This is a genomic window from Kitasatospora phosalacinea, from assembly GCF_030268885.1.
In the GTDB taxonomy this organism is placed as follows: domain Bacteria; phylum Actinomycetota; class Actinomycetes; order Streptomycetales; family Streptomycetaceae; genus Kitasatospora; species Kitasatospora phosalacinea_C.
On record NZ_BSSA01000001.1, the window covers coordinates 519434 to 532264 of the forward strand.

12 protein-coding genes are annotated in these 12831 nt (G+C 76.2%); 6 read left to right on the forward strand and 6 right to left on the reverse strand.

The genetic code is table 11. The features are described from left to right. Positions 1-103 precede the first annotated feature (103 nt). From QSK52_RS02255 to QSK52_RS02265, 3 genes are all read left to right on the forward strand, one after another. On the forward strand, positions 104-1237 hold the full coding sequence (locus QSK52_RS02255) for an Ig-like domain repeat protein (protein ID WP_285732866.1): 1134 nt from the start codon (positions 104-106) through the stop codon (positions 1235-1237). A 137-nt stretch (positions 1238-1374) separates the two neighbouring features. Further along, a complete protein-coding gene (locus QSK52_RS02260; protein WP_285732868.1) occupies positions 1375-2610 on the forward strand; it encodes an MFS transporter in 1236 nt (411 codons plus the stop codon). 358 nt (positions 2611-2968) lie between these two features. Then, complete coding sequence (locus tag QSK52_RS02265) at positions 2969-5140, forward strand: hypothetical protein (RefSeq protein ID WP_285732870.1); 2172 nt, start codon at positions 2969-2971, stop codon at positions 5138-5140. Positions 5141-5195: 55 nt separating this feature from the next. On the opposite strand, the gene QSK52_RS02270 is transcribed toward QSK52_RS02265, so the two are convergent. Continuing rightward, positions 5196-5723 (reverse strand): GNAT family N-acetyltransferase, encoded by a 528-nt coding sequence (locus tag QSK52_RS02270; RefSeq protein ID WP_285732872.1) that lies wholly within the window; start codon positions 5721-5723, stop codon positions 5196-5198. Between the two features lie 83 nt (positions 5724-5806). Beyond that, positions 5807-6283 carry a MarR family transcriptional regulator gene (locus QSK52_RS02275; RefSeq protein ID WP_285732873.1) on the reverse strand — a complete coding sequence of 159 codons (477 nt, stop codon included), beginning with the start codon at positions 6281-6283 and terminating at the stop codon, positions 5807-5809. A gap of 116 nt (positions 6284-6399) precedes the next feature. Between QSK52_RS02275 and QSK52_RS02280 the strand changes: the two genes are divergently transcribed. Together QSK52_RS02280 and QSK52_RS02285 are read left to right on the forward strand one after the other, a co-directional pair. After that, positions 6400-6768: an HGxxPAAW family protein gene (locus QSK52_RS02280; protein ID WP_285732875.1), complete on the forward strand. Its 369-nt coding sequence runs from the start codon at positions 6400-6402 to the stop codon at positions 6766-6768. Positions 6769-6822: 54 nt separating this feature from the next. Further along, positions 6823-7677 (forward strand): HAD family hydrolase, encoded by an 855-nt coding sequence (locus QSK52_RS02285; RefSeq protein WP_285732877.1) that lies wholly within the window; start codon positions 6823-6825, stop codon positions 7675-7677. Between the two features lie 33 nt (positions 7678-7710). Here the strand turns inward: QSK52_RS02285 and QSK52_RS02290 are convergent, their stop codons facing one another. Further along, positions 7711-8559: a helix-turn-helix domain-containing protein gene (locus QSK52_RS02290; RefSeq protein ID WP_285732879.1), complete on the reverse strand. Its 849-nt coding sequence runs from the start codon at positions 8557-8559 to the stop codon at positions 7711-7713. Positions 8560-8748: 189 nt separating this feature from the next. Here QSK52_RS02290 and QSK52_RS02295 point away from each other — a divergent pair, with 189 nt between their 5' ends. Next, positions 8749-9504 carry an SDR family oxidoreductase gene (locus tag QSK52_RS02295; RefSeq protein WP_285732881.1) on the forward strand — a complete coding sequence of 252 codons (756 nt, stop codon included), beginning with the start codon at positions 8749-8751 and terminating at the stop codon, positions 9502-9504. Between the two features lie 25 nt (positions 9505-9529). Here QSK52_RS02295 and fabG read toward each other — a convergent pair whose 3' ends face one another. The 3 genes from fabG to QSK52_RS02310 all read right to left on the reverse strand — a co-directional run bounded on the left by fabG (position 9530) and on the right by QSK52_RS02310 (position 12752). Then, complete coding sequence (gene fabG / locus QSK52_RS02300) at positions 9530-10288, reverse strand: 3-oxoacyl-ACP reductase FabG (protein WP_285732883.1); 759 nt, start codon at positions 10286-10288, stop codon at positions 9530-9532. A 52-nt stretch (positions 10289-10340) separates the two neighbouring features. Beyond that, positions 10341-11528, reverse strand: a complete 1188-nt coding sequence (locus QSK52_RS02305) for a thiolase family protein (protein ID WP_285732885.1) — start codon at positions 11526-11528, stop codon at positions 10341-10343. Between the two features lie 66 nt (positions 11529-11594). Then, on the reverse strand, positions 11595-12752 hold the full coding sequence (locus QSK52_RS02310; protein ID WP_285732887.1) for an acyl-CoA dehydrogenase family protein: 1158 nt from the start codon (positions 12750-12752) through the stop codon (positions 11595-11597). Between the last annotated feature and the right edge of the window lie 79 nt (positions 12753-12831).

Sequence of the window (12831 nt, forward strand, 5' to 3'; positions counted from 1 at the left end):
CGCCGGGACCGCGCAGGTCACCGCCACCGGCTCCGCCATCGGCGCCGGGATCGGCGGCGGCTACGGCGGCGCGGGCGGCTCGCTCACCGTCCGCGACAACCCCGTGGTCACCGCCACCGCCACCACCTCCGGTGCGGGCATCGGCGGCGGCCAGGCCGGAGCGGGCGGCACCGTCGTCCTGGAGGGCGGCACCGTCACCGCCGCCAACAAGGCCGCCTACGACTCCTCCGCGGTCGGTCAGGGCGCGGTCGCGGGCAGCGCCTTCGGCTCGCTGGACGTCCGCGCCCCCGCCGTGCTGATCGTCCCCGGGGGCGCGGCGCTGCGCGTCCCCGCGGGCGTCACCGTCACCGGCGACGGTTCGCTGCGCAGCGGCGGGACCGGCAACGGACTGGTCGTCAACAACGGGGCGATCCAGCTGCCCACCGACGGCGTCCAGTGGCAGCAACTGGGCGTGAAGCCGCACAACTTCCTGGTCACCTTCGACGCCAACGGCGGCACCCCCACCGAAGCCGTCCGGGTGTTCGCCACCTCCTTCGCCGCCGGGGCCCGCACCGTCCCCGCGCCGCCCACCCGGGCGGGCTTCACGTTCACCGGCTGGAACACGGCGGCCGACGGCAGCGGCCGGCCCGTCGAGATCGGCCCCGACACCCCGCTGGACGCCGACCGCACCGTCCACGCCCAGTGGGCCGCCGACACCGTCACCGCGCTCGTCCCGCGCGGCACCCCCGAGGAGGGCGTCGACCTGCCGGTGGACCTCCGCGTCACCGCCCGGGACGCCGCCGCCGGAACCCCGCCCGGCACGGTGACCCTGTACGTGGACGGCACCGCCGTCGGCACCGCGACGCTGGACGCGGACGGGCGCGCCGTCCTGACGTACCCGCACCCGACGGCGGGCACCCACGTGCTGCACGCCGTCTACGCCCCGTCCGGCAGTGAGTGGCGGGCCTCGCGCAGCCCGGACGTCCCGGTCGAGGTGACCACCCCGTCGCCCTCGCCGAGCCCGTCGCCGTCCCCGACCCCGAAGCCCTCGCCCTCGCCCTCGCCGGAGCCCACGCCCAGCCCCACGCCGCACCCCGGGCCGACCGACCGGCCCCGGCCGCACCACCACGGCGGGGGACTGCCCCCGACCGGTGCGGGCGGGATCGGCACGGTCGCCGCGGGCACGGCGCTGAGCGTGCTGCTCGGGGTCGGGGTGCTGCTGTTCGCCCGCAACCGCCGTCGGCGGGAGGGGCGTTGACGGGGTGACGGGGTGACGGGGTGGCGGGCTGACGGACGCGGGGCGGGACGTCGAGGTCCGATTCGCGCCGGTCCGCCCCCGGTCCGGCTGGTGGACTGTCCAGGGACACCCCACCGCCCACGGACAGGACCTCCGGCATGGCCGCCACCACCACCCACCGCCCGCCCACCGCCCCCGGTGACCGCCCCAACCGACGGACGGGGCAAGGTGGTTGGCCCGCCGTACTGGCCGTCACCACGGGCGTGTTCTCCCTCGTCACCACCGAGATCCTGCCGATCGGCCTGCTCACCCCGATCGGCGCCACCTTCCGGATCTCCGACGGCACCGCCGGGTTGATGATGACCCTCCCGGGCCTCGTCGCCGCGGCCGCCGCACCGGTGGTGACGGTCGCGACCAGGCACGCCGACCGGCGGACCGTGCTGTGCGTCCTGCTGCTGCTCCTGACCCTGGCGGACCTCCTCAACGCCCTCGCCCCCGCCTACTGGGCCGTGCTGGCCGCCCGGGTCGCCCTCGGCCTGGTCATCGGGGCGTTCTGGTCGGTCGGCTCGGGGCTCGCCGCCCGGCTCGTCCCGGCGCACCGGCAGGGCCGGGCCACCACCGTGTTCTTCACCGCCGTCCCGCTCGGCTCGGTCCTCGGCGTACCGGCGGGCGTGTACCTCGGGTCGCTCGCGGGCTGGCGGGCCGCCTTCCTGGTGGCGGCCGCGCTGACCGTGCTGACCCTGGCCGCCCTGCTGCTCTCGCTCCCGCCGCTGCCCCCGTCGGCCGTCACCGACCTGGGCGTGCTGCGCGGCCTGCTCACCGGACGGGGCACCCGCAGCGGCCTCGCCGTGACCTTCCTGATCGTGCTGGCCCACTTCGGCAGCTACACCTACGTCACCCCGTTCCTGGAGACCACCGCGCACGCCGGGCCCGGCCTGGTCACCGGCCTGCTGCTGGGGTACGGCGCCGCCGGGCTGCTCGGCAACGCGCTCGCCGGAGGCCGCGCGGCGGGCGCCCTGCGGCCGGTCTTCGGCACGGCCGTGGTGCTGCTCGCCGCCGCGACCCTGCTGATGCCGCTGCTCGGCACCGGCGGCCCGGGCGCCGCCGTCCTGCTGACGCTGTGGGGCGCGGCGTACGGCGCCGTGCCGGTGTGCTCGCTGAACTGGTTCCTGGCGGCGGCCCCGCACGTCCCGGAGGCGGCGGGCGTGCTGTTCACCTCCTCCTTCCAGGCGACCCTGTCGATCGGTGCCCTGACCGGCGGCCTCGTGGTGGACCGCTCCTCGCCCGCCACCGTGATGGTGCTCGGGGGCGCCGTCGCCCTCCTGGCCGCCGCCGTCGTGCGCGGGTACGGCCACCGGGTCCGGCCCGAGCCGGTGGCCGGACAGCGGGACTGACACCCCGTCCGACGCCCGGTGACGGGGCGCTCGGCGTGCTGCCCTGCCGTGCTGCCCTGCCGTGCTGCCCTGCCGTGCTGCCCTGCCGTACTGGCCCCTGCGTACCGTCCTCTGCGCACTGTCCGCCGTACTGCTCGGGGCCGGTCGGCGGTCCGCCGGGGGCCAACGCCCGCGCCCCGTCGCCGCGTTCGGGGGCGGGCCGGGGCGCGGTCCGGCCGGGTGCCGGCCCTCGTGGGACCCGGCCTGGCCGGTCCGGCTGCCGACCACGTATCGTGGCCGGGATCGGAACGTGGTGCGGGACACCACGGCGTACAGGCACGGCGTCGCGCCGGCGACGGACGGGGGCGGTGACCGAACGGTGGCTGACGTGGCATCGACGGCCGGGGACGGGTCGGCGGGGGCCGGCCCGGAGGAGACGTCCGAGCTTCCCCCGAGCGGGCCCGCCGTGGAGCAGAAGTTCGAAGCCGCGCCCGGTGCCGACCCGTTCGCGACCTCCATCAACCTGGTGATCCCGGACGCCGCCCGCACCGTCCCGCTGCCCCCCACCGCCACCCCGGCGGGCGGCACCGCCCTCCCGCCGCCGCCCGCGGCCCCGCCCGGCGGCACCGGCTGGACCGGTTCCTTCCCGGTCGTCCGCGCCGTGCCCCCCGCGCCCACCGCCGCCCCCGTCGCGGACGCCCCGCCCCCCGCCCACGGCATCGGCGGCGGCCTGCGCGGACGCATCCTGGTCATCGAGGGCGGCTACGGCGGCGGACGCCGCTGGGGCCGCGGCGGCGGCGCGCACACCTCGGTGCTCTCCGCCGCGCTGGCCGGGGTCGCCCCGCAGGTGCTGCTCTCCGCGGACCAGGTCGACGCCGTCCACCTGCCCGGGGCCAGCGACCCGCAGACCGTCCTCGCCCACCTGCGCGCCGCCGCCCGGCACCCCGGACCGCTGCTCATCCACCTCGGCGGCCACCTGATCACCGACCGGCGCGGCGAACAGCTCTACCTCTCGCTGCGCGAGAACAAGAGCTCCGAGAGCCTGCCCTGGTCCGCGATCGCCACCGAACTGCGGCACCGCGGAACCGAGTTGGACACCCTGGTGATCGGCGACCTGAGCGCCGACCAGGTCGTCTGGCCCACCCTCGCCGCCACCGCCGGGCAGCAACTCGCCGACGGCGTACCGCTCTGGGCCGTCGTCAACCACGACCCCGACCAGCTCGGAACCTTCACCCTCGGCCTGATCGAGGCCCTGCACCGCGGGCGCCCCGGCGCCGACCAGTTCCTCACCCCCGAACTCGTCCGCCAGCAGGTCAGTTCGGTGCTGCGGGCCGACACCGTGGTGATCACCTCGCACCCCGTCGACCGGCCCTACTTCCGCAACACCGCACGGCAGATCGGCACCGGCGAGCCCGCGGCCCCCCTCCAGGCCCGCTCCGACACCGCGGCCCGCGCGGCCGTCGGTGCCGGTGCCGCCGGTGGCACCGCCGCTCCCGAACCGGTCCGGCCCCGGCTCTCGCCCGGCTGGACGCCGCGCGGCCTGGTCTCGCTGCGCAAGGCGGGCGTCCCGGCGACCCCGCCGCGCCGCGCGATGGTGGTCTCGCTGGTCAAGGGCGAGCCGATGGTGCCCGCGGACACGCAGTCCACCGTCCCGCTCACGCCCACCTCCGCCGGCCCGGCGGCCCCGCCGGTGGCGCTCGACAAGCCGGGGCGCGGCGCGCCGCGGGTCGAGCTGGGCAAGGGCACCGGTGCCCCGACCGGTGCCGGGGCCGGGGACACCGCGACCGAGCCGCTGCCGACGCTCGAACCCGCGCCCGCCGCGTCCGCCGCGTCCGCCGCGTCCGCCGTGACGTTCGCCAAGGAGGCGGCACCGGCCGGGGCCGGTGACACCCTGGCCGCGACCCTCCCGATAGACCGGCCCGTCACCATCCCGATCGTCGAGCGCGGCCCCGAGCCCGAACCGACGCCCCGGCACGACCCGCTCGCCGCCACCACCCCGCTCCCCGGCCGGGGCGCCCCCGCCGCGGCGGGCCCCGCGTCCACCGGGACCGTCCGGCTCGGCAAGGGCTCCGACGCCCCGCCGCCGCAGCCCTCGGTGGACCGCACGCAGGCGCCGCCCAGCGAGTACCTGGAGGCGATCGGCGACATCGTCCGCAGTGCGGAGGCGGGCGACCACGAGACCGCCTCGGCGCTCGCCCTCGCGCTGGAGGAGAAGGCCGTCGGGGCGTACGGCGCCCGGGCCACCGTGGTGCTGCAGGTCCGTCAGGTCCGGGCGCACGTCTGCCGGGTCGGCGGCCGTCCCGCCGTCGCGGCCGAGCTCTACCGCCAGGTCGCCGCGGCCCTGCTGCAGAGCGACGGCCCCGAACACCCCGAGACGCAGCGCGCCGTCACCAACGCCGAGGCCTGCTGGCGCGCGGTCGAGGACCCGGCCGAGGCGATCCGGCTCGCCCCCGACATCATCGAGCTCCGCGCGCACCTCCCCGGCCCGGACAACCGCAAACTCCGCGCCGCGGAGCGCTACTTGCGCCAGCTCGCCGAGAACCGCGGCTGAGGGCCCGGCAGTCGGGCGGTCGGTCGGACGCCTGTCCGGCCGGCCGGTCGAACGGTCAGTCGCCGAGGATCAGTTCCCACAGCAGCGAGTCCTGCCACTCGCCGTCGAGCAGGATCGTGGAGTGCGCGACGCCGTACGGGCTGAACCCGTTGCGGCGCAGCACCCGTTGGGACGGCAGGTTCTCCAGGTTGGTGGACGCCTCGGCGCGGCGCAGCCCGAGCTCCTCGGCCATCACCCGCAGCGCGAGCCCGACGGCGCGCCCGGCGTGGCCCCGGTTCTGGGCGGTGCTCGCGATCCAGTAGCCGAGGGAGCCGCGGCGCAGGTGCGGCTGCGGCAGGACGCCGCCGACGGTGACCTGTCCGACCACCTCGCCGTCGGCGAGCACCACGCCCGGCCAGAGCGTGCCGGCCCGGTGCCCGGCCAGCAGCCGGTCGATCCGTTCGGCCTGGCCCTCCGCGGTGAGGAGGGCGGGCGGCTGGGCCGGTTCCCAGCGCCGGAGGAGTTCGACGTCCCGGGCCCGGTGGGCGGCTATCGGGGCGGCGTCACCGGGTGCGATCAGGCGGATCTCGGTGCGGTCGGGCACGGGTGCTCCTTCGTCGGCGGGTACGGGGGCGGGTCGGAGGCCGGCGGGCGGGTCGGAGGCCGGCGGGCGGGCCGGGCGCGGGCCTACTCGCGGATCTCGGCGAGGGAGTCCGCCATGGCGGCCCGGGCGCGGGTGAACCAGTCGGCGAGGACGGCGACCTCGGCGGGGGAGTAGTCGGCGAACAGCTCGGCCAGGCGGGCGTAGAAGGGGCCGTACACCTGGAGGATGCGTTCCTGGGCGTCCTCGGACATCAGCACGCGCACCCGGCGGCGGTCGCTCGGGTCGGGCTCGCGGCGGGCGTACCCCGCCTTCTCCAACCGGTTGAGGACGCCGGTGACGGCGCCGGTGGTGAGCTGGGCGCGTTCGGCGAGGTCGCCCGCGGCGAGCGGTTCGCCGGACGCGGTGGCTTCGATCACGAAGCCCAGACAGGTCAGGTCGGTGACGTTGAGCCCGAGCCTGGCGGCGATGTCGTGCTGGCCGAACTGGGCCAGGGCGATCATGCGGTCCATGGCCTGCAGGGCCTGTTCAGGCGTGGCCCGGGGGCGCGGCTTGCCCTCCACTCGAGAACTCCTTAGCATCTAAGTTACTTAGCTCGTGAGATAAACGGTCCGGTGGGCTGCCACCCGATCCGGCCCGACCTGTCTCCGCATCCGCCCATCACACCAAACGAGGACACATGAGCGCACACGGCGACCACGACATGGGGCACACCGTCGCGGGATGGACCGGCTCCGCCCTCGGCATCCTCGCCTTCACGGTGGCCGGGGCCGGACTGGTCCTCGCCTCGCCCGCCGTCCTGTGGGCCGGGATCGCCCTGGCCCCCGTCGCGGCGTTCGCCACCTGGGCCCTGCACCTCGCGGGCTGGGGCAAGCCCAGCGGCCCGCGCCCGGCGCAGCAGCGGCACTGGCGCACCCGCGACCGCGCCGCCCGCCACGGCCACCCGGACTGCACGGGCTGCCGCCTCGCCGGTCGCGGCCGCCGCCGCACCGTCGCCGAGCCCGCCGTCGCCGAGCCCTCGGTTGCCGTGCGACTGCACCGCGCGTGAACTCCCTTCGCACCGACGGTCGTTGGCCCGTGCAGGGGCAGTATCCTGCTCCGCATGCCGTTCTCGCCCTTCCAGGCCGTGGTGTTCGACTTCTTCGGCACGCTCACTCCCGCCGTCCCGTCCCGGGTGCGGGACGAGCACGCCGCGCGCAGCGCCGCCCCGCTGGGCATCGACTCGCAGCGCTGGCGGCGGGCCTGGGACGAGTCCTGGCCGGAACGGGCCGTCGGCGGGCTCGGTGACCTGCGGGAGACCGTCACCGCGCTCGCGGCGCGCTGCGGGGTGACGGACCCGGAGCGGATCGCGCTGTGGCGGGCGTGCGAGGCCCGCCGCGAGGCGCAACGGGAGCTGTTCGAGGCGCGGCCGGACGCCCTGCGGGTGCTGGAGACGATCCGCCGCCGGGACGTCCGGATCGGGGTGCTCAGCGACTGCTCCTGCGAACTCGCCGACCACTGGGCGCTGGTGCCCGTCGCCCGCTGGGTGGACGCCGCGGTGTTCTCCTGCCGCGAGGGCCGCCGCACACCCGACCCGGCCCTGTACGCCGAGGTGGCGCGGCGCCTGGGCGTCACCCCCGAACGCTGCCTGTACGTCGGCGTCGGCGACGGCCGGGAGCTCGGCGGCGCCGCGGCGGCCGGGATGACCGCGGTCCAACTGCGCACCGAGGACCGGGCCGAGCACGAGAGCCACGACCGCGAGAGCGACTGGACGGGCTGGCGGGCCACCGCGCTGGTCCAGATCGCCACCGGGCTCGACTACCCGGTCATCCTCCAGCCTGAGCACGAACGCCCGCCGACCGGCCCCGCGCCGGTCCCGCCGACCGGCCCCGCCCCGGTCCCGCCGACCGGCCCCGCTCCGGTCCCGCCGCAGCCCGCGCCGCAGTCGAAGCCCGGCCGCCGCCGGCCCTGGCGCTGACCGACGCGCCGCCCGCCGCCCCCTCCCGCTCCCTCAGGGCGTCCGCGGGAGGGAGCCGTCCACCGGCCCGTCGTGCGCGAGCGCCGCGAGGAGGCGCAGTTTCTCGTCGCTCTCGCCGTCCTTGTCGGGGTAGTAGACGACGAGGATGACTTCGTCCACGGGCAGCTTGTCCCGGTGCAGGTGCAGGTCGCCGACGACGGGGTGGTGGACCGTGGTGGTGCCCCCGCCGAGGGGGCGGACGTCGTGGCGGGCCCACAGGGCGCGGAAGTGCGGGCTCGACAGGGCGAGTTCGCCGACGAGTTCGACGAACCGGGGGTCGTCGGTGTCGTCCCCGACCGTGGCGCGGAGGGCGGCGACGGCATCGGACGCGGCCCGGGCCCAGTCCTGGTGGAAGGCCTGCTCCTCGGGGTCGAGGAGCAGCGAGCGCAGCCGGTTCAGGCCGGGGCGCAGCCGGGGGGAGAGCGCGAGCGCCAGGGGGTTGGCGGCCAGGACGTCGAACGCCCGCCCCTCGACGAAGGCGGGCACGGTCAGGTGGGCGAGCAACTGGTGCACCCGCGCCGGTACCTGCTCGGGCCGCTTGCGGCGCGGTGCCCGGGGGCGCGCCGCCGCGAGGCCGAGCAGGTACGTCCGCTCGACCTCGTCGAGGTGCAGGACGCGGGCGAGCGACTCCAGGACCTGCGGGGACGGGTTCCGGTCGCGACCCCGCTCCAGGCGCAGGTAGTAGTCGGGGCTGATCCCGGCGAGCAGCGCGACCTCCTCGCGGCGCAGCCCGGGCACCCGCCGGTTGCCGCCGGGCGGGAGCCCCGCCCGGGCCGGGGAGACCAGCTCGCGCCGGGCCCGCAGGTAGCTGCCGAGCCGGTTGCCGGATCCGTCGTCCTTCATGCCGCCCACCGTACTGCGGTGCGGGTGCCGGAACGGGGGTCCTGTCAGGACCAGGGAGGACGGGGGCCCTCCCGCGGCCCGGCCGGTGCGGCCGAGACTGCGGGGGAACCGTTCCGGCAGGGACGGGAACCACCCCCGGCCGCCGCCGGTCCGCACCCCGGCGGCGCCCCGAACGAAAGGGAGGACCCCGTGGACCTCTCCGACCGCACCGTCCTCGTCGTCGGCGGAACCTCGGGCATCGGACGGGAGCTGGCCCGCCGGTTCGCCGCGGCGGGCAGCACCGTGGCCGTCGGCGGCCGCGACCCGCGGGCGCTCGCGGAACTCGACCGGGAGGGCTTCGGCGCCTTCGCCGTCGACGTCACCGACGGCGCCTCGGTCGCGTCCGCCCGCGACGCCGTGCTCGCCCGGTACCCCGGGCTGGACACCGTGGTGACCAGCTCGGGCGTCATGCTGCTGGAGGACCTGCTCGACCCCGGGCACTTCGCGGCGACGGCGACCACGATCGACACCAACCTGCTCGGCACCGTCCGGGTCGTCGACGCCTTCACCCCGCACCTGGTCCGACGGGGCGCGGGCACCTTCGTCACCGTCACCTCCGGCATCGCCTTCCTGCCGTTCCCGCCGATGCCCGGCTACGCCGCGTCGAAGGCCGCGGTGCACGCCTACTCCGAGGCGCTGCGCGCACAGCTCGACGGCACCGGCGTCGGCGTCGTCGAACTCGTCCCCCCGGCCGTCGCCACCGCCGGCCAGGAGGCGGTGAACCCGCACGCGCTGCCGCTCGACGACTTCGCCACCGAGGTCATGGAGCTGCTCGCCCAGGAGCCCACCCCGCGCGAGATCCTGGTGCGGGCCGTCCGCGGGCACCGCTGGGCCGAGCGCGACGGCACCTACGACGCGCTCGTCGCCCAGCGCTCCCGGGCCCTGGGCCTGCTGGGCCGGGACTGACCGCCCCGGCCGCCGGACGGCACGCCTAGCGTGCGCCGCCGTTGACGTACAGCGTCTGGCCGCTGACGTACGAGGCGTCCTCGCTGGCCAGGAACGCGACCACGGCCGCGACCTCCTCGGGGCGGCCGACCCGGCGCAGCGGGGTGCGCTCGGCGACCTCGGCCTGGTGCTGCTCCGGGGTCGCGCCGACCCGTTCGGCGGTCGCGGCGGTCATCGAGGTCGCGATGTAGCCGGGGGCGACGGCGTTCACGTTGACGTTGAACGGGCCGAGCTCGATGGCCAGGGTCGCGGTCAGGCCCTGGATGCCGGCCTTCGCCGCCGCGTAGTTGGCCTGGCCGCGGTTGCCCAGGGCGGAGCGCGAGCTGAGCGAGACGATCTTGCCGTACTTCTGCGCCACGAAGTACTTCTGCGCGACGTGCGCGCAGTTGTAGGCGCTGGTCAGGTTGACCGCGAGGACGGTGTCCCAGTCCTGCTTGGGCATCTTGAAGAACAGGTTGTCGCGGGTGATCCCGGCGTTGTTGACCAGCACGTGCACCCCGCCCAACTCCTCGACCACGACCGCGAAGACGGCCTGGACCGCCTCGTAGTCGGCGACGTCGCACCCGTAGGCCCGGGCCGTGCCGCCCGCCGCCAGGATCTCCTCGACGGTGCCCTTCGCCCGCTCCGCCGTGAGGTCGACCACGGCGACCGCCGCGCCCTCCGCGGCCAGCAGCCGCGCCGTCGCCGCACCGATGCCCTGCGCGGCGCCGGTCACCACCGCCACCTTGCCGTCGAACCTGCCCACTGTCGCGCTCCGTTCCTGACGATCCGTCATGTTTTTGGTGGGGGTGGTGGGTTCAGTCGCGCTCGACCAGGACGGCCGAGCCCTGGCCGACGCCCACGCACATGGTGGCCAGGCCGCGCCGGGCGCCGGTGCGGCGCATCCGGTGCAGCAGGGTGGTGAGGATCCGGGCGCCGGAGCAGCCGAGCGGGTGGCCCAGGGCGATCGCCCCGCCGGAGGGGTTGACCAGCTCCGGGTCGATGCCCAACTCGCCGACGGAGGCCAGTGCCTGGGCCGCGAAGGCCTCGTTGAACTCGGCGGTCTCCAGGTCGGCGAGCTTCCAGCCGGAGCGCTCCAGCACCCGCCGGGTGGCCGGGACGGGCCCGATCCCCATCACGTCGGGGTGCACGCCCGCCGAGGCGCCCGCCACGTACCGGCCCAGCGGCTCCAACTCCAGCTCGGCCAGCGCCCGTTCGCTGACCAGCAGCAGGGCGGCCGCGCCGTCGTTCATCGGCGAGGCGTTGCCCGCGGTCACCGTCCCGCCGGGGCGGAAGACCGGCTTCAGGGCGGCGAGCTTCTCCGCGGTGGTGTCCGGCCTGATCGACTCGTCGCGGTCGACCAGCGTCCCGTCCGGGCGGGCGACGGGCAGCAGTTCGGCGTCGAAGTGCCCCGACTCCCTTGCGGCGGCGGCCAGTCGGTGGCTGCGCAGGGCGAACGCGTCCTGCGCCTCGCGGCCGATGCCGTAGCGGGCGGCGACCTCCTCGGCGGTCTCGCCCATCGACAGCACGCCGTGCAGTTCGCGCATCCGCGGGTTGGTCAGGCGCCAGCCGAGCCGGGTGTCGAAGGTCTCCATCCGGTGCGGCAGCGCCTCGTCCGGGCGCGGCAGCACGAACGGGGCGCGGCTCATCGACTCGCAGCCGCCCGCGACCACCACGTCCGCCTCGCCGGAGCCGACCGCCCGGGCCGCGGTGGTGACCGCCTCCATCCCGGACGCGCACAGCCGGTTGAGCGTGGCGCCCGGCACGCTGTCCGGCAGCCCGGCCAGCAGCACGGCCATCCGGGCCAGGTTGCGGTTGTCCTCGCCCGCCTGGTTGGCGGCGCCCCAGTACACGTCGTCGATCCGCGCCGGGTCCAGCGCGGGCACCTCGGAGAGCAGTCCGCGCAGCACGGCCGCCGACAGGTCGTCGGGCCGGACGGCGGACAGTGCGCCGCGCAGCCGCCCGATCGGGGTGCGGCGGGCGGCGGCGATGAAGACCGGAAGCACTTCGTCGGGCTCCTTGTCGGTGGGTCAGTGGGCCGGTGGGCCGAGGGAAAGGGGGAGGGGCAGGGGTCAGAAGGCGTTGACGCCGGTGAGGGAGCGGCCGATGAGCAGCTTGTGGATCTGGCTGGTGCCCTCGTACAGGGTCATCACCCGGGCGTCGCGCAGGTACTTGCCGACCGGGTACTCGTCGATGAAGCCGTACCCGCCGAAGACCTGCAGCGCGTTGTTGGCGCAGCGCACCGCCGCCTCGGAGGCGTACAGCTTGGCGACCGAGGACTCGGTGGCGAACGGCAGGCCGCGGTCGATCAGGTCGGCGACCCGCCAGGTCAGCAGCCGGGCCGCGTCCACGTCGACGGCGATGTCGGCCAGCAGCTCCTGCACCAACTGGTGGGCGGCGACGGGCTTGCCGAACTGCTCGCGCTCCCCGGCGTAGCGGACCGCCGCGTCCAGCGAGGCCCGCGCGATGCCCACGCAGCCCGCCGCGACCGACATCCGGCCCTTGGCGAGGGCCGCCATCGCGACCTTGAAGCCCTCGCCGACCCCGCCCAGGCGCGCACTGTCCGGGACGCGCACCCGGTCGAAGGACAGCTCGGCGGTGGCCTGCCCGCGCAGGCCCAACTTGCCGTGCACCAGCCGCCGTTCGAAGCCGGGTGCGTCGGTGGGCACCAGGAAGGCGGTGACGCCGCGGTGCCCCGGCCCGCCGGTGCGGGCGAAGACCAGGGCGACGTCCGCCCACGTCCCGTTGGTGATGAACATCTTCGCGCCGGACAGCAGCCAGTCGGCGCCGTCGCCGCCGTCGCGCTCGGCCCGGGTGGTCAGGTTGGCGGCGTCCGAACCGGTGCCGGGCTCGGTCAGCGCGAAGCAGCCCAGCGCCTCGCCCGAGCACAGCCGCGGCAGCCAGGTGCGCTTCTGCTCCTCGGTGCCGAACGCGTTCACCGACTTGGCGACCAGCCCCAGCGAGACCGACACCACGCCGCGCACCGAGGAGTCGCCGCGTCCCAGCTCCTCCAGCACCAGGCAGTACGCCAGGTGGTCGCCGCCGCTGCCGCCGTACTCCTCCGGCAGGGTCAGCCCCAGGAAGCCCAGGTCGCCCAGCTTCCTGACGATCCCCAGGTCGATCGACTCCGCCCGGTCCCACGCGGCGGCGAACGGCACGATCTCCCGCTCGGTGAAGACGGCCGCCAACTCCCGTACGGCGGACTGCTCCTCGGTCAGCTCCAGGTCCACGCGGCGACACCCCGAACACTCGGCACACACTCGGCGATCCTGCGGTGCCGATAAACTAGCACTGCAAGTTTTACGGTGA

Bases quoted from the DNA above. Each gene is read 5' to 3' on its own strand.
- QSK52_RS02260 (WP_285732868.1), top strand. From the start codon at position 1,375: ATGGCCGCCACCACCACCCACCGCCCGCCCACCGCCCCCGGTGACCGC.
- QSK52_RS02290 (WP_285732879.1), bottom strand. From the start codon at position 8,559: ATGAAGGACGACGGATCCGGCAACCGGCTCGGCAGCTACCTGCGGGCC.
- QSK52_RS02285 (WP_285732877.1), top strand. From the start codon at position 6,823: ATGCCGTTCTCGCCCTTCCAGGCCGTGGTGTTCGACTTCTTCGGCACG.
- QSK52_RS02280 (WP_285732875.1), top strand. From the start codon at position 6,400: ATGAGCGCACACGGCGACCACGACATGGGGCACACCGTCGCGGGATGG.